The 22,348-nt window shown below is 70.3% G+C and carries 20 protein-coding genes and 1 pseudogene; 11 read left to right on the top strand and 10 right to left on the bottom strand.

Annotation, left to right across the window (positions count from 1 at the left end; genetic code table 11):
* The first annotated feature begins 87 nt into the window (after positions 1-87).
* The 4 genes from ACZ6J5_RS33690 to ACZ6J5_RS33675 all read left to right on the top strand — a co-directional run bounded on the left by ACZ6J5_RS33690 (position 88) and on the right by ACZ6J5_RS33675 (position 3,732).
* Positions 88-501 (top strand): RapZ C-terminal domain-containing protein, encoded by a 414-nt coding sequence (locus tag ACZ6J5_RS33690; protein ID WP_469397739.1) that lies wholly within the window; start codon positions 88-90, stop codon positions 499-501.
* Positions 498-905, top strand: a complete 408-nt coding sequence (locus ACZ6J5_RS33685) for a hypothetical protein (RefSeq protein WP_469397738.1) — start codon at positions 498-500, stop codon at positions 903-905. Before ACZ6J5_RS33690 ends, ACZ6J5_RS33685 begins: the two co-directional genes overlap by 4 nt.
* Positions 906-1,321: 416 nt before the next feature.
* The gene (locus tag ACZ6J5_RS33680) at positions 1,322-2,569 is read left to right on the top strand and encodes a ParA family protein (RefSeq protein ID WP_469397737.1); all 1,248 of its coding nucleotides are present in this window, start codon (positions 1,322-1,324) and stop codon (positions 2,567-2,569) included.
* Entirely contained in the window at positions 2,566-3,732 is a 1,167-nt protein-coding gene (locus ACZ6J5_RS33675; protein WP_469397736.1) for a ParB/RepB/Spo0J family partition protein, read from the top strand. The genes ACZ6J5_RS33680 and ACZ6J5_RS33675 overlap by 4 nt, the downstream gene beginning before the upstream one ends.
* A 130-nt stretch (positions 3,733-3,862) precedes the next feature.
* Here the strand turns inward: ACZ6J5_RS33675 and ACZ6J5_RS33670 are convergent, their stop codons facing one another.
* The 3 genes from ACZ6J5_RS33670 to ACZ6J5_RS33660 all read right to left on the bottom strand — a co-directional run bounded on the left by ACZ6J5_RS33670 (position 3,863) and on the right by ACZ6J5_RS33660 (position 5,652).
* Positions 3,863-4,555 carry a hypothetical protein gene (locus ACZ6J5_RS33670; protein WP_469397735.1) on the bottom strand — a complete coding sequence of 231 codons (693 nt, stop codon included), beginning with the start codon at positions 4,553-4,555 and terminating at the stop codon, positions 3,863-3,865.
* Positions 4,556-4,684: 129 nt separating this feature from the next.
* Positions 4,685-4,990, bottom strand: a complete 306-nt coding sequence (locus ACZ6J5_RS33665; RefSeq protein WP_469397734.1) for a hypothetical protein — start codon at positions 4,988-4,990, stop codon at positions 4,685-4,687.
* Positions 4,991-5,412: 422 nt separating this feature from the next.
* Positions 5,413-5,652, bottom strand: a complete 240-nt coding sequence (locus tag ACZ6J5_RS33660) for a hypothetical protein (protein ID WP_469397733.1) — start codon at positions 5,650-5,652, stop codon at positions 5,413-5,415.
* A 101-nt stretch (positions 5,653-5,753) separates the two neighbouring features.
* On the opposite strand from ACZ6J5_RS33660, the pseudogene ACZ6J5_RS33655 reads away from it, so the two are divergent.
* Positions 5,754-6,081, top strand: a pseudogene (locus tag ACZ6J5_RS33655) (hypothetical protein).
* A gap of 550 nt (positions 6,082-6,631) precedes the next feature.
* On the opposite strand, the gene ACZ6J5_RS33650 reads toward ACZ6J5_RS33655, so the two are convergent.
* Together ACZ6J5_RS33650 and ACZ6J5_RS33645 are read right to left on the bottom strand one after the other, a co-directional pair.
* Positions 6,632-7,075, bottom strand: coding sequence for a hypothetical protein (locus ACZ6J5_RS33650; RefSeq protein WP_469397732.1), 444 nt, complete (start codon positions 7,073-7,075; stop codon positions 6,632-6,634).
* 94 nt (positions 7,076-7,169) lie between these two features.
* Positions 7,170-7,652, bottom strand: coding sequence for a hypothetical protein (locus tag ACZ6J5_RS33645; RefSeq protein WP_469397731.1), 483 nt, complete (start codon positions 7,650-7,652; stop codon positions 7,170-7,172).
* Between the two features lie 461 nt (positions 7,653-8,113).
* Between ACZ6J5_RS33645 and ACZ6J5_RS33640 the strand changes: the two genes are divergently transcribed.
* On the top strand, positions 8,114-9,367 hold the full coding sequence (locus ACZ6J5_RS33640) for a replication-relaxation family protein (protein WP_469397811.1): 1,254 nt from the start codon (positions 8,114-8,116) through the stop codon (positions 9,365-9,367).
* 531 nt (positions 9,368-9,898) lie between these two features.
* Here ACZ6J5_RS33640 and ACZ6J5_RS33635 read toward each other — a convergent pair.
* Entirely contained in the window at positions 9,899-10,114 is a 216-nt protein-coding gene (locus ACZ6J5_RS33635) for a DUF6207 family protein (RefSeq protein WP_469397730.1), read from the bottom strand.
* A gap of 877 nt (positions 10,115-10,991) precedes the next feature.
* Between ACZ6J5_RS33635 and ACZ6J5_RS33630 the strand changes: the two genes are divergently transcribed.
* The gene (locus ACZ6J5_RS33630; RefSeq protein WP_469397729.1) at positions 10,992-11,675 is read left to right on the top strand and encodes a hypothetical protein; all 684 of its coding nucleotides are present in this window, start codon (positions 10,992-10,994) and stop codon (positions 11,673-11,675) included.
* A gap of 131 nt (positions 11,676-11,806) precedes the next feature.
* On the opposite strand, the gene ACZ6J5_RS33625 is transcribed toward ACZ6J5_RS33630, so the two are convergent.
* A complete protein-coding gene (locus tag ACZ6J5_RS33625; protein ID WP_469397728.1) occupies positions 11,807-12,520 on the bottom strand; it encodes a hypothetical protein in 714 nt (237 codons plus the stop codon).
* A gap of 400 nt (positions 12,521-12,920) precedes the next feature.
* Here ACZ6J5_RS33625 and ACZ6J5_RS33620 point away from each other — a divergent pair, with 400 nt between their 5' ends.
* Complete coding sequence (locus tag ACZ6J5_RS33620; RefSeq protein ID WP_469397727.1) at positions 12,921-13,778, top strand: hypothetical protein; 858 nt, start codon at positions 12,921-12,923, stop codon at positions 13,776-13,778.
* Positions 13,779-13,808: 30 nt separating this feature from the next.
* On the opposite strand, the gene ACZ6J5_RS33615 is transcribed toward ACZ6J5_RS33620, so the two are convergent.
* The gene (locus ACZ6J5_RS33615; RefSeq protein ID WP_469397726.1) at positions 13,809-14,231 is read right to left on the bottom strand and encodes a hypothetical protein; all 423 of its coding nucleotides are present in this window, start codon (positions 14,229-14,231) and stop codon (positions 13,809-13,811) included.
* An 876-nt stretch (positions 14,232-15,107) separates the two neighbouring features.
* Between ACZ6J5_RS33615 and ACZ6J5_RS33610 the strand changes: the two genes are divergently transcribed.
* Genes ACZ6J5_RS33610 through ACZ6J5_RS33600 form a run of 3 tightly spaced genes read left to right on the top strand, consistent with a single transcriptional unit; the run spans position 15,108 to position 18,441 of the window.
* Positions 15,108-16,127 carry an ABC-three component system protein gene (locus tag ACZ6J5_RS33610; protein WP_469397725.1) on the top strand — a complete coding sequence of 340 codons (1,020 nt, stop codon included), beginning with the start codon at positions 15,108-15,110 and terminating at the stop codon, positions 16,125-16,127.
* Positions 16,124-16,603 (top strand): ABC-three component system middle component 2, encoded by a 480-nt coding sequence (locus ACZ6J5_RS33605; protein WP_452941185.1) that lies wholly within the window; start codon positions 16,124-16,126, stop codon positions 16,601-16,603. Before ACZ6J5_RS33610 ends, ACZ6J5_RS33605 begins: the two co-directional genes overlap by 4 nt.
* Positions 16,600-18,441, top strand: coding sequence for a hypothetical protein (locus tag ACZ6J5_RS33600; protein ID WP_469397724.1), 1,842 nt, complete (start codon positions 16,600-16,602; stop codon positions 18,439-18,441). The genes ACZ6J5_RS33605 and ACZ6J5_RS33600 overlap by 4 nt, the downstream gene beginning before the upstream one ends.
* 39 nt (positions 18,442-18,480) lie before the next feature.
* Here the strand turns inward: ACZ6J5_RS33600 and ACZ6J5_RS33595 are convergent, their stop codons facing one another.
* Both ACZ6J5_RS33595 and ACZ6J5_RS33590 read right to left on the bottom strand, forming a co-directional pair.
* Positions 18,481-21,147 (bottom strand): helicase associated domain-containing protein, encoded by a 2,667-nt coding sequence (locus tag ACZ6J5_RS33595; protein ID WP_469397723.1) that lies wholly within the window; start codon positions 21,145-21,147, stop codon positions 18,481-18,483.
* 37 nt (positions 21,148-21,184) lie between these two features.
* Complete coding sequence (locus ACZ6J5_RS33590; protein WP_469397722.1) at positions 21,185-21,874, bottom strand: hypothetical protein; 690 nt, start codon at positions 21,872-21,874, stop codon at positions 21,185-21,187.
* Between the last annotated feature and the right edge of the window lie 474 nt (positions 21,875-22,348).

The following is a 22,348-nucleotide window of genomic DNA, read 5'->3' as shown; positions in this document are numbered from 1 at the left end:
CCACACCCCGCGCCCGGTGAGGCCGCCCAAGGCGGCCTCACCGGGCGCGCCCCCCGTTCCCGCCTTCGTCTTGAGCAGGAGACTCCCTTGCGCCCCATCCGTCTGATTTCGTTTGGTTACCTGCACCTGCCCACCGACCCGGACGGCTCCCCCGTTCCGCCCGCCGCCGACCGGATCGAGGATGTCCGCGATCGCCTCCGCGACCCAGCCGCCGCTCGTGGCATCCTCGACCTCGACGGCCTCGACACCCGTGTCCAGGACATCGTCCTCAACACCCCCGGCGCCCGCGAACTGCTCGCCAACCTCGCCGACTACGCCGACCTCCCCGCCGGCCCCCGGCGCATCGCTCTGGGCTGTGCGGGCGGGAAGCACAGGGCCGCCGGCCTCACCGAACTCCTTGCTCGGGAACTCCGTGCGCGCGGCCGCCAGGTCGACGTCCAACACCTCCACGTCCATCTCCCCCGCGTCCTCAAGGCCACCGACACCGGGGCGAGCGCATGACCACCACCGGCCTGTACGACCTCGTGACCAGCGCGGGCGACGACGGCACCATGCGCGCCGCGGAACGGATCTGGATCCCTGGCCGGGACCCGGCTGCCCTCGGCTTCACCCCGGTCCTCGGTGGCCTGCACATCACCGGCCGGCGCGCCCTGGACGCCGAACCCGGAGACCACCCCGCGCTCTTCGTCCTCCTCGGACACCACCGCTGGGCCACCGCTATCCACGCTGCCGCCCTCTACATGCAGCGTGTCCACACCTGGACCCGCTGGTGCTTCTACCCCAGCGACGACCCCGACGATGTCATCCCCCGCATCCCGCGAGCCCTCCACTGTCACGCGTCTTCTCACGCAGCCCGCACCCGGACCACGGCGGCGGATCCGAGCAGGACGACCCCTGGCCCATGACCTGGTCACCCAGCACCGAACCCGGAGCCGTCCCAATCACCGCTATGCGGCACCCGGCGGCCCCGGTGGCCGCCGTCAGCTCCCAACCCTGAGGAAGGCGTGCCTGCGGTCTGGGCGGCCTGATAGCCCAAAGCCCGGAGTCTCCGCGACCAACTGCGGAGGCGCCGGGCCTTTTCGCGTTTGCGGGGTGCTGCGCCTTAGCGCGTCAGGGCTTCCACTCGTTGTGGCGGCCATGGGGGTTATCACGGCGTGATAGCTCGCGGGGCTGAGTCGTGTCGGTATCAGCTCGCATTGTCCGGTGGCGCGCTGCAGTTCACGTGTCCTGGGTTATCACGCCGTGATAACCCAACCTGGCCGTTAGCTTCCTAACGCGTCGTTGGCTGAAGTTGATCTATCTCGTTAGTAGAGTGACGCCCATGACGTCACCTGACACCAGTGGCGACCGGGAGAAGGTCGTCACCAAGCTCCCTGCCGCCCTCCGGCAAGACCTCAAGGTCAGAGCCGCCCTGCACGGCCTGGACATGCAGAACGCAGTCGAATCGGGCATCACCGCCTGGTGCGGGCTGGGTTCGAACCCGGCTCCCGTCGACACATCAGGCGCCGAGTCCTACGCCACCTTCCTCCCCGCCGGCCTGTGGGACGGATTCCGAACCGACTGCAAGGCGCGCGGAGTCTCCCTCACCCAGGGCATCGCGCAAGCCGTCACCCTCTGGCTCGCCAACAACCCCGTCCCCGAGGTCAAGCGCCCCACGACCGTCCGACGCATGGTCGTCTGCAACCAGAAGGGCGGCGTCGGCAAGACCGCCATGACCGCAGGCCTTGGCGAAGCCCTCGCAGAAGACCCCGCCGCCCTCGTCCCGGTCCGTGTCTCCAAGCACTTCGCCGCTCTCCTCGAGGACGACGACCGCGCGGACGATCCACTCGCCCTGGAAGACCTCCCCGGCCTAGGGCACCGCGTCCTCCTGGTCGACTTCGACCCCCAGGGTCACCTCACCAAACAGCTCGGCCAGGAGCCGCTGCCCATGGGCGAGGACTCCCTCACCAACCACATGGCCGGCGAAGGCAAGGGCGAACTCGTCGACCTGATCGTCACCGTCGCCGAAGACCGCTTCGGTGACCGGCTGCACCTCCTGCCCGCCTGCACCGACGCCTTCCTCCTCGACGTCCGCCTCGCCTCCGTCCGAGCCCGCGAAGCCGCCCTCGAGCGCGCCCTCCGCACAGTCGAAGCCGACTACGACGTCATCCTCATCGACTGCCCCCCGAGCCTCGGCCTCAGCATGGACGCCGCCTCCTACTACGGACGCCGCCGCGACAACGAGGAAACCGGCAACAGCGGCGTCCTGATCATCGTCCAGGCCGAAGACAGCAGCGCCGACGCCTACGGCCTGCTCACCTCCCAGATCGAGGACATGCGCGGCGACCTCGCCCTCGACATCGACTACCTCGGCCTCGTCGTCAACCACTACGACGCCCGCCGCGGCTACATCGCCACCTCCTCCCTCCAGTCCTGGATGGACATAAAGGATCCCCGCGTCGTCGGAGTCATCGGGGACCTCAAGGAGCAGAAGGAAGCGGTCCGCGCCAAGCGCCCCCTCCTCGCCTACGCACCCCGGTGCGAGCAGTCCGTCGCCCTCCGAGCCCTCGCCCGGGAGATCAGCAAGTGAGCAAGGCCAAAAACCTCGGCGCAGGAGCATCCTTCGCGCAGGCCCGCCCCATCAGCGCCCGCCGCGCCGCAATCGGCGCCGCCACCGGCGCACCCACCGAAGGAGTCCCGGACCCGACCGAACTCCCGCTCAACCTCATCAGCCGGAACCCCGACAACCCCCGAGCCGAGCTCCGCGACCTCGAGGGCCTGGCCGACAGCATCCGCGAGATCGGCCTCGTCAACTCCATCACCATCGCCACCGTTGACGCCTACCTGGCCGAGAGGCCCGAGCGGGCCGGCGACCTGGATGAGGGAACCCAGTACGTCGTCGTCGACGGGCACCGCCGCCACGAAGCCGCGAGGATCGCCGGTAGGGAGACCATCCGGGTCAGCGTCAACAACAAGCTCGTCGCCACCGACGAAACCCTGCTCGAAGCCGCGTTCGTGGCCAACGTCCACCGCGACGACATGAACCCCATTGAACAGGCCAACGCCCTCAAGAGCCTCGTCAAGTTCTACGGCTCCCAGAACAAAGCGGCCAAGCGGCTGGGCATCGGCCAGTCCACCATCTCCTCCAAGCTGTCCATCCTCGACCTGGCCCCCGCCCTGCAGGCAGACCTAGTCGAGGGCCGCCGCACAGCCGAGCAGGTGCGCAACCTGTCGAAGCTGACCCACGCGCAACAGAAGGAGAAAGCTGACGAGCGCGCCAGGGCAAGCGAACAGCGAGCAGCTGCAAAGCGCGGGGTATCACGCCGTGATACCCCGGGTCCCGCCCAGAGCACCCTGGCCCCGGCGGAGGCCGCAGCGACAACGGCCGCAGGGACCGACCTATCACGCCGTGATAACCCCCAGACGCAACGGAACACCACAGGCTCGGCGCACGCGGAACAGGCAAACACCGTCGACGTCCCGGAACCACGATCCTCGTACCAAGGGACCGACCCTGCCCTCGAGCAGACCGACGACTCGCCTCTCTGGGCCGATGGCGGCTCCGCCATGGACCACGCGCTGGCCACGCTGAGCGAGATTGAACGCAGCCAATTCCTGCGCCGATACGTCGAGCGCGCTGGCACCCCTGCGGCGGTGGCGGCGGACTTCGTCCGTGGAATCAACGATGTGGCACGGCTGCAGCTCGCAGCCATCCTGGAGCAGGCCGCGCAGCGACTGAGGCACTCCAACTAGCCGATTGGGGCTGGTCCTCCTTGTGAGGGCCAGCCCTACCCTCAGATGGCGGGCAGGCCAGCACGGGCAACCCCAGACCACCGGTCCGACGGGGCTGGCCCCCGATGGTCGGCTGCAGCGGCTCGGGCAGTCAGCGTGAGGCGACACCCTTGAACCCTGGACCGAGCCCGCGCCGTTTGCCGGGTGACGCGCCGCCGGGCCGGGCGGTCAGGGCCGCGACCACCGACCGGGCCGCCTGCGGGGTGAGGCCGGCGCTCACCTGTCCCGAGGCCAGGACCCGCGCGTACGCACCTGCGCCGTGGGAGCAGAGGGCGTCACCGAGCGAGGCGGCAGCGGTCTCCGCTGGCCCGGCCCCCCAGCCATCATCGTCCCCGTGCCGCGCCTGCCGGGGGAGCGCGGCACTTCGCCCGAGAAGCACCGCCAGGACCTGCGCTTCGGGTGCGTCCAGCGTCACGGTGACCAGCGCGGCACCGAGCTGGTGGACACGGTGCCGGGTCAGGCCGCAGGCGGCGAGTGCCTGGCGCAGCGCCGCGCTCGTCCCGGCCGTCGCCCTGCCGCCGACGGATTCACTCGTCCCGGCCGCCGCCTGTTCAGCGCGCTCGATGACGGCGGCCGCGGCGATCGGCACGACGGAGAGGATCTCCGCGCACTCGGGATCGAGCTGGGCGAGCGCACCGGCCAGGATCTCCAGGGCAGCGGCCGCATCCTCCACCGCGTCCGCGCTCCACCGCGCCGGGTCGGCCGCGTCGGCCAGCGTGCACGCCGCGACGACGGCCTCCTCCGCCAGCGCCTCGACCCCGCCGGGCTTACCAGTCAGCTTCATGTCCCACCCAACGAGATGCAGCCGCGCAAGGTCGTGCGCGCTGATCACATGATGACGCCCTCGATCCACCCCATCGGCACAAGGCCGCGGGCACTCCGCCTTCCGACGCGGACGCGCCCCGGTGAGGCGCTACGGGCCGGTGAGGATGTCGTGGGTGCCGATGCGACGCCAGATCACGTGCGGGGTGTCAGGACGACGTGCTGGTCCGTATTGCCACGTGGCGCGTCCTGCGGGGCCGGCGCCCATGGACCAGGTGAGTTCGTAGATCCCGGTCGCCCGTTGAACACGCTTGATGCGGAGGCCGGCGCGGAAGCGTCCTCCGGCGCGCAGGTCCTCGACGAAGGCGGCCACGGTCTGACGGAACTTGCGGCGTTGTTCCGGGGCGAGGCGGTGAAGGTCGGCGGTGAAGCGCGGCAGGGTCTCGTACGTGGGCACGGCGAACTCCTCCAGGACGCACGAAGCCCCCGGCCGGGTCGGCCGGGGGCGGTGGTGGTTGGTCGTGTGATGGCCGTCGGTGACGCGGTGTGCTCAGCGGTGGTGGACGGTCAGGGTGGTGCGGTGGTGTGCGCTGGCTGTCGTTGGAGTGGTCTCGGGTCGGATGCTGGTGTGGGCGGGGCGAGCGATGGCGGAAGTCGGCTGTCGACGCGTTCAGCCCGGCCTGGACGAACAGATCGTGCAGACGGTTCTCGACGACTTCACCCGACCCGTCGGCCGGGGCCTGGCGGTGACCGCCGACCTGCGCGCCCTGTACCCGCGCGACACCGACGACCAGGCTGTGCTGCGCCCGCGACCCGCCGCCGGATGCTGCCCCTCTACGCGCGGGCCCGCCGGGCCGCCGGCGCGCTCTCCGCCCGGGTTCAGGCGGTGCGCCGCTCGGAGCGCTGGGCTCCCGTGCCCGTCCGCACGCCGTCGCCGTGCTCGGCGCCTCGAGGTCCGGCCCGCGGCTGTCGCGTACGGACCGGAAGTCCGGCCGCGACCGGGAGCAGCAGCAGGAGACCGATGTTGCCGCGCTGGAGCAGACCCGCTCCACGATCGAGGCCGTCGCCCTGATCGCCGTCAGCCTCCCGGACGGTGTCCGGGAGCGCGACGTCGCCCACCGCCTCCGGCCGCAGCCCGCCCCGGCGACGCCCGTACCGTCACACACTCCTCCGCCCGGCGTGCAGCCGGCGCCGGGGCGGACACCCTCTGGGGGACTCGCATGACCACCCCGGAGAACCCTCAGCTCCCGGGACTGGAGGAGGTCCTCGCCCGAGCCCTCGCAGCCAGTGAGGAGATAGCCGCCGCGCTCGAAGAAGCCTCGGGGTGGCAGCCGATCTGGAAGCGGCCCCGGACACCGAAGCCTAAGGCGGCCAAGAAGAAGGAACTGGAGGACCAGTGGGAGCGGATCCAGGACGCAGGGAAGCGCCGCCTGGCAGCCGGGGAGTCGCGCCGCCCTCGCTCCCGGCAGAGCCGGATTGGCAACGCGGCCGCGCCGCGATGCCCGCGCCCTGTCCCGGTCGCGGCACTCCAACGTCTGGCTACGGTGACGATGCCCGGCATCGCCCACCGAGTGGACCCCACCCGATGCCGGGCATTGCCACTGAGTGGGCTCCACCCGATGGGCTCCACTCTGGTGCCCCGGACGACGGTGGACTCCACCGTCGTGCGCACCGTGGTGGTGCGCCGCCGTACCCGGCACCGCACCACCACGACGATGCCCGGCACTCCCGCGCGCGCCGGTGCGCCGTACCCGATGCCCCGCACCGCACCGGTGCGCCCGCCGCCGGCGCCCCGTGGTCCGGGTGCGGCCGGGCGCACGTGCCCCCTTGTCGACCTCTGCCGCTCCCCCTTGTCGAGTTCTGCTACCGCGACGTTTCCCCTGGACAGAGCCGGTTTCGGCCCGCGATCAGGTCGCGGCCAAGGGGGTGTGTGATATAGGAGCCCGCCCGGTCGCGGCGCGCGCCCGGTGCGGTGCGGCGACGCGGCGCACCGCACCGCCGGACGACGGTGCGGTGCGCGATGGTGCGCGCCACGGTGGTGCGGTGGTGCGCCGGGGACGCGCGCCGGACCGCACCACCGCCGTTCCGAAGGTGCGCTCTACTCGGTGGTGCGGTGCGCCGGGTGCGCCTCCATCGCCTGCTGCATCCCCGCGGCCTCCAGCTGGCGCAGGACGCCGGCGACGCCGCGGCGGTCCTCGGTGAGGATGTTCGCGGTGAAGCGGCTGATGGCGTCGGCGGCGCCCGGCAGGCTGCTCAGGCACACGCCGTGGACCACGAGTTCCAGCAGCAGCCGTCCGAGCGCGGCGGCCAGGAAGGAGTGCGCGCACGGCTCCCCGTGGTAGTCGTCCACGGCGGTGACCGGGATGAAGACGCGCGCGGCGACGTCCACGAGCAGCCGGTGCAGCTGCTCCGGGCCCGTGTCGTCGGCGACGTCGCAGGCGGTGTCGAAGTCCCCAGCGACACGGGCCCGGAGGTAGGCGAAGGCGGCGGAGACGTCCTCCGGCTTCATCGGGACGAGCGGCGTGGTGATGGTCTCGGGCATAGGTTGCTCCTCGTGTACGGGCCGTCTCGTTGATGGGAGGGCCCCAGGACGTGATTGCTGGCGGGGAGATGAGCGCGGGCTCACCTGGTGCGCGCTACGGGGTGGTGGTGTCCACCGGGTAGGCCGCGGCCGATGCGGCCTGCGCGTCCAGGAGCAGCCGGCCCTTCGCGCACAACTCGTAGACGTCCAGCTCGTGGGCGATGTCGTAGTGCTCTTCGCACTCTTCGCAGCGGATCGCCGTGGCGAAGTCGATGACCGTCTGGGCGATGCCCGGGGCGGCGTCCGGTCCGGCCTGCTGCCAGCGGCGCAGGGCACGCAGGAAGACCTTGCCGAGCGCCTCCAGGGCGAAGGAGTCCCATGTCGGCGCGTCGTCGTCCGGGCCGGGCAGCGAGGTGCCCGCCTCGACGATCCCTTCGGCGATGCCGGTGAGGAAGGCCGGCATCCGCGGTTCGGCGGCGAGGAGGTCGCCGGCGGCCCGGGTGTCACCGGCCTGGACCGCCCGGAGGTAGTCGAAGGCACTCGTCACTGCTTCCCTGGTCAGCGGTTCGGACAATGCATCAGCGGGGTTCTGCGGCATGACAACTCCTCATCGACGGGCCGCCACGCTGATCGCGGCGGCCTCAACAGGAGCCTGGGGCCGCGACCCTGTGGACAGAGTCCGGGCGCTGATGGGGGAGAACTCTCCCCCCCTCGGGGTTGATCACGATGCGGTCACGACGGCAGGATTTCCGAGGTCGGCGTCACACGGAGCCCGAATTTCCTACCAGTACTAGGTGAATGGCGAGGTAGGTCTCGCCCCACCTTCAGGAGCATCCTGTGCCCGCAGACGACCCCCAGCAGCACCTTGACCAGCCCGGCGTAGCCCCCTCCGTGGACCCCTCCATCACCCCCTCCATGCCGCGCCGCCGGAAGTCGGGAGTTTCCGCAGGTCAGACCCGGCGAAAAGTGGGGCGTCGCAGCGCCGACATCCCTCATGTAGATGTAGCAAGGCGTCCCACTCACCGGAAGAACTCGACCGCGCCCCGACGCCGGGAGCTCCTGCAGGCGCTGGGGATCTTCCAGAGGGCTACGCCCGACCAGCTGTGGAAGCTGACCCGTCCCGGTAACCAGCACGACAGGCTCGTACGCGACAACCTCCTGGACCTGGAGGACCACCACCTGGTGAGGATCGAGACGGTGCGGAAGGACCAGCGGCAGGTGTGGGTGCTGACCAAGCGCGGACACGACGAGGCGAAGCAGCTGCTGGAGCCGAAGGGCATACGGGTCTCGGCACTGCGGGAGAAGAAGTACGACCCGGTCACGGGGAAGCTGCTCGGTGCCGGCTACGACGAGCACGCCGCGGCGGTCACCTCGACGGCCGCCGAACTCCACCGCGCAGGCATCGGCCACCGGCTCGGCTTCGCCACCGAGATCGGCCACCGGCTCGCCGACGGGTACGTGCAGCGGGTGGATCTGGTGGTGCGGGCGCCGGACGCCGGGGTGCCCGTGCTCCTGGTGGAGGTCGACCGCCGCTCCGAGGACGCACACGAGCTGGTGACCAAGCTGCGCCGGTACTGGGAGTGGGGACGGCTGCTGCCGAGGGACGCGGACAAGCGCACCGCGGACCTCGTCCGCTCCCGGCCGGACGCGATCGAGCACGTCGACCACGAGCAGCGGCTGTGGCGCCGCGTCTACCCGCCGACCGGCCGCGAGGGTCTGGTCCCGGTGGCGTTCGTGTTCGCGGACACCACCGAGGCTAAGGTCGCCAACACGGTCGCCGTGCTGGAGGAGGCCGGCCGCCGCTACTGGGCGCCGCGCCGGTACGACTCCCTCTACGAGAAGGCCATCACGGCGCTCGACTACCGCCAGGCGGTACCCGTCGTCGTCACCACCCTGGAACAGCTCCAGGAACACGGCGCTGACGCGAAGGCGTGGCGGCGCCTGGGACGGACCGGGGAGCAGACGCTGACGGACGCGCTGGACAACCCCGACGGCCACACCCTCTACCGCGCCCAGGAGGCCCGCGCCGACGCGGAGGACAAGCGGCGCCGGGCCGCGCTGCGGGAGGCGCAGCGTCCGGTGTGCAAGCGGTGCGGGCGGAAGTTCACCGACGAGCGCTGGGACGAGATCACTGTGCACCGGACCGCCGTCCGGGCTGGGAACAAGTCCGTGTGCGGTCCGTGCCGCGACGACGACGTCGCCCGCCAGGAGGCCGCCGCCGAAGCCGCCCGCCGCCAGGTCGCCACTCCGCCGGAGCAGGAGGACGAGCCCGTGCCGGGCCGGGGCCGCAGCTGGCTCCGCCGGCGGCCCTGACGAGGCCCTTCGCACCCAAGGTGGCTGATCGATGACCGGGCACCTCCCAGGCTGGGAGGTGCCTGGACCAGTCACGGCTGAGGTGCTGGTTGACCGATCGCGGGAGGCGGATCGGTGACGACTGGTCTGCCAACCGGTCACGGGAACTGCTGGGCAAGCCCTCGGCACGGAGGGCTTGCCTCACCCAGCCCGATGACATCGCCTTCACCGCGCGAGTAGAGCTGTCCGGCGGGTCTACGAACTGGGCGCCGCCGCGCTGGGCGCCGCGCTGGAGATCCTGCTCGGCAAGCGCCACCAGCTCGCCCTCCACACGGGCCACGTCGATGGCCTCACCCAACTCCTGCGCGACGCCGTCAACACCATCGACGCGCACAGCACGCCCGACGGAGGGATGTGCTTCCACTGTCACGGCACTGGGCGTGCTCATCCCTTGTGGGCGCGCCGGCGGCCGGGCAAGCCTGAGCGCCTGGGCAAGCCCAAGGCGACCCTGGGCAAGCCTTCCGCGAGGACGGCTTGCCCAGGGGCTTGTGGCTATGGGGCTTCCCATCCCGGGCGCAGAATGTTGGCGTAGATCCGGGCCCGGACCCCGGGCTCGCCAGGGTCCCGGCGCATCGGGCTGATGCCGGAGGTCGCCCAGCGCTCTTCTAGCGCGGTCATGACGGCCCGGACGGTGTCCTCGTCCCCGCCGGTGATGTCGAGTACGACCAGGCCAGGCTCCGCGATGTGCTCTTCGTCGATCGGCTTCATCCCCTTGTCGACGACAGCGTGGTGGGGGTCGGTTCGCCAGCCGCGATGGGTTCACCCGTGCGTGTACGAACCAGAGGAACATCGCCCGGCTGGGCGGACCGCTTGTACGACGGCTTCGCTCGATGTCCCGCCCGAGCGGTTTAACGGAGCCGGTGCTGCCGCAGGGATGAGGGGACTTACCTCCCCCGCGTCCGCGTGGGGCTCTCGTGTCGCAAAGGAGAATCCACCTTGGGTGACTTCCGGCCGGTGGCCAACGGGCTTCGTACCGATCATCCCGTTCCGGGCCTGCCGTTCATCAACGACGAACGGCTGCCGCTCGACAACCCGGACGCGATTGAGCGCATCGGCCGGGACCAGGGCGAGGGGCTGTGGGGCCGCACCGACCCGTTACCGGGAGGCGGCTGGGTGGCCTTCACCACCGAGCCGAAGAACCGCGCGTACGCGTGGGCCGTCCACTACCGCCCCGAGCACGGCCGCACCGTCGTGCTGGTCACCGACCGCAGCTGGAGCGGACTCCACCACGACTGGGTCTACGGCCACACCGGCTTCCTCTACCGGCACGGCGGCTACTGGTGGGACGGCACCACCTGGCACCGTCCCGGCGTGGTCTTCGACGGGGCCTACGAACGCTACGAGGCGCGCCCCGTGAAGGACGCGCTCACCGTCACGGCCGCGGACCTTCTGGTCCACTCCGCCGACCCCGGCAAGGCGACCATCGCCACCATCGCCGCCTTCACCGCGCACAAGACGGCCCTGCCCAACTGGCGCGACCACCTGGCGCTGTGGGCAGAGCACCGACGGCACCTGCCGGACGCCAGGCCGCTGGACGAGTGCGTCGTCGGCCCTGAAGGCTCCCGAGCTGGAACCGGGCCGCCTGGTGGACCGCGCCGGGCTGGCGAGGATCGCGAACATCGCCGAGGACGACCTCCCGCACGCGCAGTACGAAGACCACAAGATGCCCAAACCGCAGGCCCACGACGCAGACGGACCTCTGTGGTCGCGGCCCGTGGCCCGGGACTGGGCGGAACAACACCACCGTGCCCACGGTCCCGGCGCCCTCCTCTCCTCCATCACCTCTTTCGGCACCCCGCAGCCCCAAGGGCTCGTCGCCGACCACAACCGCCTCACCAAGGTCATCCAAGGAGACGGGAAGCAGACCGAGGAGGCAGCCAAGACTCTCGCCTGGTGGTCCGCCGTCTCCCTCACGAGCGGAACCGAAAGCCTTATCCCCATGTCGGCGCTGCGCACGACGCTGATCGAAGCCGTGCTCTCCCACCTGGCCCAAGAAGTCCGGAAAGGGAGGAAAGGATTCTGGCTCGGCACCCTCCGCCCCGACGTGGTCCAGGTCTTTGACTGGTACGTCCAGCGAAAGCCAGACCACACCGCCAACCTCCTGAGCGAGATCTGCCTGGACGCCCGCACACGGCTGAACATGGACCCAGCAACGGTCGGGAAGATCATCCGCCGATCCCTCCACCTCGACAGCAAGCTCGGCGAGAAGACCATCGACGCACTCCTCGACATGGCCCTGCCGCCCTCCGCGAAACTCTCCGAGAGCTAGCCAGGAGGAACGCCCGCCAGCGCGCCGCCCCCGGTGCGGCGGCGGATGCTCCCGATGCTGAAACTGGCGTCCGGGCGAGCCCGAATGCCTGGGCAAGCCACCCGCGAGGGCGGCTTGCCCAGGCCAGCGGCCTAACTACGCCATCGCGGCGGCCACGGCCTCCAGGACGACGAGCTGCTCCGGGTCGACGGGGACGCCGTCGGCCTGGCGCAACGAGCGGAGAGTGCTGCCGTCGGCGCACAGCCTGCACAGCCCGGCCAGGGGAACGGCCCGGCCCCGATGAGGGTGTGCGAGGAGGAGCTCTCGTAGACGGGCCGGTAGCAGCCGGGGCACGGCAGGCAGTCGTCGACGCCGTCTCCGGCCGGCGCGTCCGGGCCGAGCTGCGGCACGATCCGCAGGAGGTTCTCCCCGGCCTCGGCCCACAACCCCATCGGCCGCTCCGCAGACCGCTCGAAGACCACGTCGTCGCCGTCGGGGCCTTCGCTGGTGCGGACCCGGGCCAGAGTGCCGACGCCCTCGGCGGGGTAGTTCGGGAGGAACGCCAGGACGGTCTTGGCGCCGGGCTCCTCGCTCACGCTGTAGATGTGCCCGCGCCCGGCCTTCATGGCCGTGCCCATCTCGTTCAGGCCCTGGCCGCCGTCATCGTTGCGCAGGCGCAGCTGCCACGAGGCCCGGGCCCCGTCGATCTCGGCGGGGGAGGAGGTGATCAGGACGCCGTTGCCGGACCGGCGGACATCCAGGTGCTGCATCCCGCGGACGGAGTGGAACGCGGTGCCGAACCACTCCGTCGGCTGCTCGCCCTCACCGCGCGGCGCGCGCGGCTTGTGCAACTTGTGTCGTCCCATGCCCTGCCTCGCAGACGTGATCCGTGCACGGGCCGATCGGTCCGCCGAACCCACAACCGCTGCCCGGCGGCCCAGGCACGCCACAGGCCCTGGCCTCCACCCATTCAGCGCACCCGGGCAAGCCTCCCCGGCCGGGAGGGTTGGCGGGCGCATCCCGACCGGCAGCAGGGTTGCACCGGAAGGGGGCTGGAGGGTTGTCTGCACGGGTGCACTAGACGGGGGACCGCAGGTGTGACCGTAAGTGGGACCCCCCGAATCTGGTGATCATGCATTCGGGCAGGTCAGAGCCCGTGGGCAAGCCCCCTTCGGAAAACGACACCTCTTACCTCGCGATAGCCGAGGGGGGGAGGTCTATCCGTATCCCGGGGGCCAGCGGCGCCGCAGGGGTACAAGTACCGGTATGGCTCGTGAACGGATCCGGTGGCCCCTCGTCGTGGAACGGGCGCGGGAGATCGTGGACGGGTACGCGCCGCTGAAGGTCACGTTGCGGCAGGTCATGTACCGGCTCGCGGCCGAGGGCGTACTGCCGCACACGCCGCCGATGTACCGCCGGCTGTCCTCGCAGCTGGCCCAGGCCCGCCGCGAGAGCCGCTTCCCCGACCTGATCGACACCGTCCGCGAAGTCCACGTCCCGCCGGCCTGGCCGGACGCGGACGCCTTCGTCGCCGAGATGCCCGACTGGTTCCGCCTGGACCGCACGGCGGGCCAGGAGCACGCCCTGTACGTCGCGGCGGAGAAGGACACTCTGCGGCAGCAGCTGACCGGCTGGCTCGAGTTCGCGGGCATCCCCGTGCTCGTGGTGCGCGGCTTCAGCTCCCAGTCCTACGCCGACGTCGTCCGCGACCGCGTCGCCCACGAACAACGCGGAGCCCGGCTACTCGTGGTCGGCGACTTCGACTGCTCCGGCGAGGACATCGAGCGCGACTGGGTGCAGAGGACGGGCTGCTGGGACTCGGTGACCCGGGTGCTGCTCACCTACGAGCAGGTGCGCGCGTACGGGCTCCCGGCGACCGAGGGCAAACGCGGCGACCCGAGATGGCCGGCCTTCGCCCGCCGCTACAGCTTCGACATCGAGCGCCCGGTCCAGTGGGAAGTGGAAGCGCTGGAGCCGGACGAACTCCAGCGCCTGGTCCTCGCCGCCGTCGACCCGTACATCGACCGCGACGTCCTCGCGCAGCAGATCGCCCGCGAGGAACAGCAGCGCCGCGCCCTAGAGGGGTTCGCCGGTCGGTGGGGTACGCGGAATGAGGAGCCGTAGGCCGGGCCTGTGCGGCTACGGCTCGGAGGGTTAGCGACGCCGGACGGTGCCGAGGACGAGGACGTAGGGGATCACGCAGAAGGCGCCGAGGTTGGTGGCGACGATCAGGGTGAGGAACAGCCAGTAGGAGAAGCCGTGGCCGTTGGAGGAGGCGAGGAGCCACCCGTAGGTGAGGGCGGTGAGGATGCCGGTGAGGGCCAGTCCGGCTGCCCAGCCCGTCTTGCTCAGCCCGAAGCCGAGGCCGATGTAGGCCCAGAACAGGGCGGGGCCGGCGACGGCCGCGATGGCCAGGAACACCGGGAAGTCGATGTCCCGGCCGCTCATGTAGTCCGTGAGCTCAGGCACCGAGATGAAGGTCATTAAGCCGATGTAGGCGACGGAGATGACGACGAAGACGGTGGTGAGCACGCGGGCGGCGCGGGTAATGGGAGGAGTGTTCGCGGCGTCGGTCATAAGGCAGTGGGCTCCTTCTCCTACAGCGGGCAGGGCAGTCGGCCCCGCTCCGGTATAGCCGACGGGGACCACAGGGGTGCGTGCTTCCCGGCAAGGCTCCCCGGGGCTGGCGACGAACAAGCCACTCGAAGCGGTGACGCGGCACCGGCGACTGCAACGCACCTGCTCGAACGCGCAACACCGGCTCTGCAACACGTGAGCACGTTGCACCTCTGACCTGGAAGAACACCGGTCGAAGGCCGGTCTGGGGGCCGCGTTGCAGCTCTGTGTTGCACCACCGTCCGGTGCCGGGGGCAAGGCGAAGGCCCCGGGGGTCACGACGCCCCGGGGCCTCCACTTCGCTGACCTCCCCGCTCAACGACGAGCCAGGGAACCTGTCACGCCCACTCCACTCCCGACTTCGCGAGGGCGCCGAGCTTGTCGCGCCGGGACTTGGTTCGAGACCCACACCCCCAGCTGCACCACCACCGGCTCCGCCTCGCCTCGACTGCGACATCCTGCCCGTGGGCGCGGCACCGGCTGGTCCGCGCCTTCCCGCTCCACCCACTGCGCAAGGGTCGTCAGTCCCCGCTGGAGCGCCTGCTGCGCCGTGCTCGACCCCGTTGCGTACGGCTGGCCGCCTGGGCTGGGAGTGATCGACCATCAACTCCAAGGGATGAGGCTGCCCGGGCGCCTTCCTGACGGACCATGCGGGGTGATATCACTACCGTGAGTGATCTTGCGTGGCGGTGGGGCCGGGGGTGGGCTGTGGCAGGGAGGCTTGAGCCGGGGAGAGATGGCGCCCGGCCGGTGTTCGAGGGGTTTCCGGAGCCCAAGTCACCGGAGGTCGTCGTGGTGGCCCCGCCGACCCAGAGCGCTCCCTTGCCCACGCCTCAGGTGTACCTGAAGTACATCTACGACGAGGACGACTGGGAGGACTTCACCGTCGAGTGGGTCCGCCAGTTCGGTACGTGGTCTGGGCGCCCCTACGCCCGGGTGCAGCGGATGGGTGGGGCCGGCGATCGTGGAGCGGACGTCGCAGCCTGCCTCTCCGTGCAGGGCACCGCGGGCGAGTGGCACTGCTATCAGTGCAAGCACTACCTCAAGCCGCTCGGGCAGGCGGACGCCTTCCCGGAGATGGTCAAAATCTTCGTCGCGAAGATCCTCGGCACGTACGAGCTGCCCACGCGCTACATCTTTGTCGCCCCCAAGATCGGCACAGGACTCGAACGGCTCCTGCTCAACCCACCCCAGCTGAAAGACGAGTTCTTCGCGGCATGGGACGACAAGGAGTCCAAGCTCGGGATCAAGCCCAAGCTCAGCCCCGAGATGCGTACAGCTGTGGGTGCGTTGGCGCGCAAGACGGACTTCTCGATGTTCGAAGCCGGGGACCTAGACGAGATTCTCGAACTGCATGCCGCGACCCCCCACCACGTAAGACGCTTCCCGAAACAGCTCAAGGAGCGCCCCGCCGCCGACCCGGCCCCAACCGACCAGGCACCCCACGAGGCCGTCTACGTCCGCAAGCTGCTGGACGCCTACAACGCGAAACACGGCATCGCCCTGGAAACGCTGCAAGAGGCCCGCGACCATGCGAAGGTCAGCGGCCACCTCTTCCGCCAGCGTGCCGCCTTCTTCCACGCCGAGTCGCTGTGGCGTTTCGCGCAGGAGAGCGTCCCGGAAGCGACCTACACCGCGATCGAGACCGACCTGTACGACGCCGTGATCGAGATCGAAGACCGAGACCACGCCAGCGGCTACGCACGGCTCGAAGCCGTGCTCGACGCGGCCGTCGCCCACCAGCCGAACCCGGCGAACATCCTCGCTCCCGTGGTGAAGGTCATCGACCTCAAGGGCATGTGTCATCGCCTGGCCAACGCCGACCGGCTGACCTGGTGCAAAGAGGAGACCCCGTGACCGCTCTCAACAGCCCCGTGGAGGCCGGGATGCGTGCTCTGGTCCTCCTGTCAGAGACCTTCCCCCGCCGCCTGGACGTCGCCCAGCTCGTCTACCTGGACCATGCCATGCTCCACAGCGGCGACCTCGACCACGGCCCCGCCAGCCTCCACCCCGACCTGCCCGCCAGCCCCGGCGAGCTCGGCCTGCGCCGGCGCCTCATCGAGCAGGGCCTCATGGTCCTGCTGCGCGCCGGCCTCGCCGACATGACGACCACCGACCACGGCTTCATGTACGGGGCCACGGACGAGGCAGCGAGCTTCCTCAGTGCTCTGGAAGCCCCCTACGTTGGCCAGCTCATCGAACGGGCCGACTGGCTCACCAGCACCTACATGCATGAGGGAACGGACGTCCGCGAGGGCATGAAGCAGATCACCCAGCGCTGGTCTGACCGTATTCACGTGAGCCCCGGCGACCTGGGAGAGGACGTCCTGTGATCAGACTGACGCTCGTACACCTGACCTTCCTCGGCATGGGAAAGTCCCCGGCGGCGGTCGAATTCAGTCCCGGCCTGACGGTCATCTACGGAGCCTCTGACACCGGCAAGTCCTACGTCGAAGAGGCCGTGGACTACATGCTGGGCGCCAAAGAGCTCAAGTCGATCCCGGAGGACGACGGCTACACCCGCATCCTTCTGGGCCTGCGGGTGAGCGACGGACGCAGCCTCACCCTGTCCCGCGCCATCGGCGGCGACACCATCGAAGTGTTCGACCACGATCTCCGAGAGATGCCGTCGGAGCCGGCGGCCGAGACTCTCAAGTTCAAGCACAATGCCAAGTCGAAGAAGAACATCTCCCGCTACCTGCTGACCGTCCTGGGGATCGACGGCCAGCGGATCCTCCAGAGCGGCCGCGGCAACGTGCTGCCGCTGAACTTTCGGGACCTTGCGCGCCTGGCCGTCGTCAACGACACACGCATGGCAGACCAGCACTCTCCGGTACTCGGCACCCGGAATCCCCTGAACGAGACCAGGGAGAAGTCGGTCTTCAAGCTCCTCCTCAGCGGAGAGGAAGAGCCGGAACGTCCTGCGGCGCCCAGCAATCTGGAGAAGCAGTTCGGCAAGGGGAAGATCGCGGTCATCGACCACCTGATCGACGAGAACCGCGGGAAGCTCACGATGGAGGTGAACCAGTCGCAGCTGCGGGGGCAACTCGACCGACTGCAGGCGGCCCTCGGCGAGGTGACCTCCGCCGCCGTCGAACTTGCTGAAGTCCGCACCAGCCTTCTCCGTGACCGCCGGAGCCTGGAAGAGATCAACCTCGCGGCCCAGCAGCGCGGCGACGAGGTTCAGCAGCTGCTGGCACGATTCGCTCTGCTGAAAGAGCAGTACGAGTCCGACTTGGCCCGGCTCCAGATGGTTGGTGAAGCCGGAACCCTCTTGGGCTACTTCCAGACCGGGACTTGCGTCTTCTGCGGCGCCGAGCCCCAGCACCAGCACCCGGAGCACCACGTCGCCGAGAGCACCCAGCTGGCAGCGTCTGTATCTGCGGAGACGCGTAAGACAACGGACCTGCTCAGCGACCTGCTCCTCATGATCGAGGACTTGGAAGAGCAGGCAGCGGACATAGAGTCGGCCCGCGCTGCCCGAGACGAAGAGCTCACGCACAACGCTGCGGAGCTCCGCGCACTCGATCAACGGATGCAACCGGTCGACACGGACGCCACCGAACTTCTGAACGCCCGCTCCCGGGTCGAAAACCAGCTGGCCCTGCATGCTCAGATCGAGCAGCTCGAAGACCTCAAGGCATCGCTGTCCACCGTGGCTCCTGCTCCGCCAGCAGCTCGTCCCGACGGCATCCCCGCCGCCGACGTCGCCGACTTCGAGCGCATGATTCATGAGACCTTGGAAGCCTGGCATGTGCCGGGGAGCAACCAAGTCCGCTACGACCCGACGACTGCCGAGCTCTCCGTTGACGGACAACCGCGAAAGAGCCGCGGCAGGGGCATGCGGTCCATCCTCCACGCCGCCTTCGCCGTATCACTCGCGCGCCGGAACACAGCCCGCGACCTGATCCACCCGGGCTTCGTCGTGCTCGACACTCCGGTCCTCACCTACCGCCGGCCCGAAGACCCGCACGAAGACCGCCCCGAGCTGATGACCGCCGACGTCGCCGAGAACTTCTACCGCGACCTCCTGGAGAACCCCCCGGGCCAGGTCATCGTGATCGAGAACCCGACACCGCCAGCGAGCATCAGAGGGCGTGCCACCGTCCACGCATTCAGCGTGGACGGCTCGGAACGCCAAGGATTCTTCCCACCCCGAGACAGGCAGTGAGCACCAGCCGCCCACCACGGACAGCCGGACGTGCCTTGGTCAAGCCCAGTCCACCCCCAGCTCCTCGATGGCGGCGAGCTGGTCGGCGGTGAGCTTGTCGCGTCGGCTCTTGGTGTTCGAGACCCACACGCCCAGCTTCACCACCACCGGCTCGGCCTCGCCCTCGACCGCGATCTCCTCGCCGTGGGCCCTGGGGACCGGCCGGTGGGCGCCTTCCCGCTCGACCCACTGTGCCAGGGCCGTCAGGCCCCGCTGGAACGCCTGCTGCGCCTTGCTCGGCCCCTTCGTTCCACGAGCGGCCGCCGGGGCAGGAGGCGGCGCCTGGGCGGGTTCCACGCCCAGCTCGGTCAGCCGTGACTGCTGCTCGGGCAGCAGCCGCGCCCAGGTAGCCGGCTGCTTCTGCTGCTGGAGCCACCGGCCGATGTCGTCGCCGTCCCACAGCACGCCGGGCGCGATGTCGGGCAGCTGTCCGTCCGCGTCGACCAGGTCCGCCAGGACGCGGCAGTGCCGCTGCCAGTCCAAGGGCCAGGGGCAGTTCCAGTCCTTGTCGATCGCGGCGAGCTGCGCGGCCCGGGTCGTGGCGCTGTCCTCGTCCTTCCCGAGCCCGTTCTTCGCGCCCTTCCTGCGGAGGTTGGCCATGTACTGCCCGACGGGCACCATCTCGTCGTCCTCGCCCCAAACGGCGTCCTGTCGGGGCGCGAGGTGGCCGGTGGCCTTCCGGTAGGACCGGAGCACGGCGAGCTTTTTCTCCCACGCCTCCTCGCCGGGCTCCCAGACCATCCCGGCCTCCGGGGCGTCCAGCAGCTCCTTGCGCCGGTCCTCGAGCTCCCCGGTGCGCAGGGCCTTGCGCTGCTGGTGCACCCACCGCCCGAGCGGGAACGCCTTGGTGACGCCGACCTCGACCTCCACGTCGTATGGGACGGCATGCAGGCCGGCGATCTCGTTCTCGGCCCGCCAGCGCAGCAGGGCCTGGTAGCCCTCCAGCCACACCAGCGACTCCGGCCGGTAGACCCGGGTGCGCAAGAACGCGGCGATGGTGGCGGCGTCCCGAGGGCTGGAGAAGTGCAGCAGGGCAGACTCGGCCGCCGCGTCGGTGTCGTCCTCCTCCTGGTCCTCGCCGTCCACGCCGCCCCCGACGATTCGCCCGTCCTCGTCGCGCCGGAGGTGGGTCTTGCGCTTGCCGCTGGTGAGGGCGCGGGAAGCGAGCTGCTCGACGAGGCGGTCGTCATGAGAGCGCAGGCCCTGCAATACGGCTACAAGAGGGCGGAAGCTCGCGGAGGCCACCATGTCGGTCGGGTCCTCGTTCGGCTCCAGGAAGATGGGCACGATGATCCGGGCGATCTTCGTGGAGCCGTCGCGGTTGAGGCGGAGGGCCCGGCCGATGTTCTGGACGATTTCGACCTGCGAGCCGCGGGTGTCGGCGAAGCAGATCGCCTCCACCCCGCGCTCGCCGGTGATGTCGACGCCCTCCCCGAGTACGCGCACGGATGCGAGGAACGCCCGGTGCACGCGCCGGTTGGCCGCGTCGATGCCGTTGGCGAACTGTCGCAGGACCTCGCGCCGCTCGGTGACGAGGTGGTCCCCGCACAGCCACGCCGACCACACCCGGTCGGGGGGTACGTGGCGGCCGGCCTCCAGCTCGTAGAACTCCGCGTCGATCGACGACTTCGGCAGCCGGTCCGCGGCGGCCAGGTCCTCGTCGGAGGCATCGTTGACGTACAGCTCGGCAGCGGTCTCCGGCAGCTTGTCCGCGAAGGCCGCGGCTTCCTCCACCTTCTGGTGGAACGTCATGACCGTGCGGAGGTTGTACGCGGCGGCGTGCTCCATGAGCGCGGTCTGCAGGAGCGCGAGGCGTCGGCCGCGCCGGGCTGCCTCGGTCTCGCCGAGAACGGGGGAGGGGTCGCGGATCTCCAGGACGTCGATCTCGAACCCGGCGAGGATCTCCCGCTCGATCGCCTCGCTCAGCCCGAGCTCCGCGAGCCAGGCCCCGTACGTGCCGTCGGGGTCGTCGGCCATGCTCGCGATCTCCGCCTCTTGGCCGCCGGCCTTCTGCGGACTGGCCGCGGCGAGGATGCGTGGGGTCGCTGTCAGGTAGAGCCGGAAGTCCGCCGGGATCCGGGCGTTGTCGTGGATCGCGGCCCACGGCCGTCCGAGGTCGCCGGCGGTGCCGTGCGCTTCGTCGACGATGGCGAGGTCGAACGGTGCCATCTGCTGGCCGTAGAGCCGCTCCCCGCCCGCCAGAGCGGCCTCCAGCGGGCCGCGGACCTTCCGCTGGCCTTCGGGTGCGTCGATGTCCTCGCGGTCCACCAGGGAGGCGTACGTGGCGAACACGACCACCGGCCCGGACGCCGCCCACAGGGCGAGCTGGATCGGGTTCGTGGTGGTGCGCACCCCCAGCTCGTTCAGGACCGGGTCGTTCTCCAGCGAGCAGACCGCGATCATCGGTGCCCGGTGACCGACCAGACGCCACGCCTGGGCGGTCTGGGCGAGGAGGTCCAGGGTGGGGACGGTGACGAGGATCCGGCCGTCCGCGAAGGACTCCAGCGCGCTCGCGGCGGCCGTGATCGTCTTGCCCGAGCCGGTCGCTGACACGATGGTGCCCCGGGCCCCCTGCGGGGGCACAGATGACCTTGCAGGGAATCCGACCCACTTACGAAACGCGGACCGCTGGTCTACCTGGTGTTCCTTGAGCTGAATCGCTGACATTTCCGTGCCTCCCCGAGCGCTGAATTCTGGTGGTGTTTCAGAGGGCCGCGTGCGGAATGCAGGCCGCGCCCAGGTCGTTCCAGATCGAGCTGTCCGCCTTGTGCCAGCCGCCCGGCTCTCCGCCCTTGAAGGGCGGCTTGTCGTCCGGGTCGTAGTGCCCGGCATCGAGCGTGCAGACGATGGAGTCCCCGTCGCCGTTCACCGTCCGAGCCGTGCACAGACCGCCGGCCTCGCCCAGGGCCTCCAGCACCCGGCGCCTGGCCGTGGTGTGCGGGTGGGGGCCCGGCAGGATGCTCGTCCGGACGAACTGCTCCAGCCGCACCAGGTCCGCCCGCTCGCGCTGCCTCACGGCCGCGATGTGTACGGCCAGTTCAGCGGCCCCGGCCGACCGGCCTCCGTGCCGGGACCAGTCCCGGTCAGCGATGCCCACCAGGGCCTCGCTGACGGTCCTCACCCCGGCGTCCCAGCCGTCCTCGAACTCCGGGCCACGAGGGCGCGGCGCCATGCCGTCCAGCTCGACGACCTCGCTCTGCGCCCCCGCGACCGCACCGGCCTCCAGGGCGGCCACCAGGTCGTCCGCCTCGCTCGCGGGCACGCCCTGCGCCTGGAGGAGCGCGAACACGCGCAGCCGGGCGTTGGTGCCCGCCGTCTGGTACTGGGTGACCCGGTGTAAAGAATCGCTGCTCAGAGCGGGATCAAGTCCGGTAGATTTCTGCTGTCCGGTCATCTGCGGCCGTTCCTCTCGAAAATCGGGGAGGGTTTCCGGTGGTTGGGGGATGTCTCGTGTTTCCGCCAACGGTACATGCTGCATCAACCCGATGCACCCGCTACACTAGAACCCGACACGAACGAGCGACCCCCACCCCTCCCTAGCCAGCCAGGCCCACGCAGTGGGCCCCAAGGTTCTGGAGGCGCAGCCGGAAGGACCGTCAGGCGGGGGAGCGCAGCGGACCCGCCCGGGAGGGCGCAGCCCTCCCCCACTTCCCATCAACTCCCCTACAGAAGGCCCCATCAGCCGCACCGCCAGACCCCCATCACCCCCGGCCGCGCACCGCGCGGCCTGCCGGGCGCGCAGCGGCCGGCCCCACTGGCTCCCGGAGCGCAGCGCAGGGAGCCGCCCACGCTTCGCGTGGGCGCGGGGAGCACAGCGACCCGCTCCCCTTGCACATCGCGCAGCGATGTGGTACCCGCTCCGGGGGGG

Source organism: Streptomyces sp. NPDC042100, from assembly GCF_055582325.1.
The sequence above is the reverse complement of the archived record's forward strand: the minus strand, read 5'-3'. Positions and strand labels throughout refer to the sequence as shown.

What these genes read in the sequence shown, in the direction of transcription:
- ACZ6J5_RS33685 (WP_469397738.1), top strand. Translation starts at nt 498, where the DNA reads ATGACCACCACCGGCCTGTACGACCTCGTGACCAGCGCGGGCGACGAC.
- ACZ6J5_RS33680 (WP_469397737.1), top strand. Translation starts at nt 1,322, where the DNA reads ATGACGTCACCTGACACCAGTGGCGACCGGGAGAAGGTCGTCACCAAG.
- ACZ6J5_RS33670 (WP_469397735.1), bottom strand. Translation starts at nt 4,555, where the DNA reads ATGAAGCTGACTGGTAAGCCCGGCGGGGTCGAGGCGCTGGCGGAGGAG.
- ACZ6J5_RS33650 (WP_469397732.1), bottom strand. Translation starts at nt 7,075, where the DNA reads ATGCCCGAGACCATCACCACGCCGCTCGTCCCGATGAAGCCGGAGGAC.
- ACZ6J5_RS33645 (WP_469397731.1), bottom strand. Translation starts at nt 7,652, where the DNA reads ATGCCGCAGAACCCCGCTGATGCATTGTCCGAACCGCTGACCAGGGAA.
- ACZ6J5_RS33635 (WP_469397730.1), bottom strand. Translation starts at nt 10,114, where the DNA reads ATGAAGCCGATCGACGAAGAGCACATCGCGGAGCCTGGCCTGGTCGTA.
- ACZ6J5_RS33625 (WP_469397728.1), bottom strand. Translation starts at nt 12,520, where the DNA reads ATGGGACGACACAAGTTGCACAAGCCGCGCGCGCCGCGCGGTGAGGGC.
- ACZ6J5_RS33620 (WP_469397727.1), top strand. Translation starts at nt 12,921, where the DNA reads ATGGCTCGTGAACGGATCCGGTGGCCCCTCGTCGTGGAACGGGCGCGG.
- ACZ6J5_RS33615 (WP_469397726.1), bottom strand. Translation starts at nt 14,231, where the DNA reads ATGACCGACGCCGCGAACACTCCTCCCATTACCCGCGCCGCCCGCGTG.
- ACZ6J5_RS33595 (WP_469397723.1), bottom strand. Translation starts at nt 21,147, where the DNA reads ATGTCAGCGATTCAGCTCAAGGAACACCAGGTAGACCAGCGGTCCGCG.
- ACZ6J5_RS33590 (WP_469397722.1), bottom strand. Translation starts at nt 21,874, where the DNA reads ATGACCGGACAGCAGAAATCTACCGGACTTGATCCCGCTCTGAGCAGC.